Source organism: Escherichia sp. XD33 (assembly GCF_019375075.1).
In the GTDB taxonomy this organism is placed as follows: domain Bacteria; phylum Pseudomonadota; class Gammaproteobacteria; order Enterobacterales; family Enterobacteriaceae; genus Enterobacter; species Enterobacter flexneri_A.
The window spans coordinates 1-668 of sequence record NZ_JAENDM010000277.1 but is presented as its reverse complement, the minus strand read 5'-3'; the positions used below and the strand labels follow the sequence as shown (position 1 = coordinate 668).

The window sequence follows — 668 nt, the reverse complement described above, 5'->3', positions numbered from 1 at the left end:
CCACAGTTTAAGTCTTTAGAGACAGAAACTGACGAGAAAAAACTAAGTGCGGCTGAAAATCAGCAGGCGTTTCTTCATCCCATGCGTATTCAGGAAATCACGCAATATATTCTGAATAATTTCCGCCAGAAAACCCACCGTACTTTCCCTGGCTCCAAAGGTTTTAATGCCATGCTGGCAGTAAGCAGCGTGGATGCCGCGAAAGCCTATTACGCGACGTTTAAACGGTTACAAGAGGAAGCCGCTAATAAATCTACTACCTGTAAACCACTGCGTGTTGCGACAATCTTCTCCTTTGCCGCTAATGAAGAACAAAATGCGATTGGTGAAATATCCGATGAAACTTTTGATACCAGCGCAATGGACAGCAGTGCTAAAGAGTTTCTTGACGCTGCAATTCGTGAGTATAACAGCTATTTTAAAACTAACTTCAGCACCGACAGTAAGGGTTTTCAGAACTACTATCGTGATTTAGCCCAACGGGTTAAAAATCAGGATATCGATCTGTTAATTGTCGTGGGGATGTTTTTAACCGGTTTCGATGCTCCAACATTGAACACGCTATTCGTCGATAAAAACTTGCGTTTTCACGGCCTGATGCAGGCATTTTCCCGCACCAACCGTATTTATGATGCAACTAAAACCTTCGGTAATATCGTCACTTTCCG

At 43.1% G+C, this 668-nt stretch carries 1 pseudogene; it reads left to right on the top strand.

Annotation, left to right across the window (positions count from 1 at the left end):
• Positions 1-668: pseudogene (locus tag K0778_RS26770) on the top strand (type I restriction endonuclease subunit R); the annotation flags it as partial.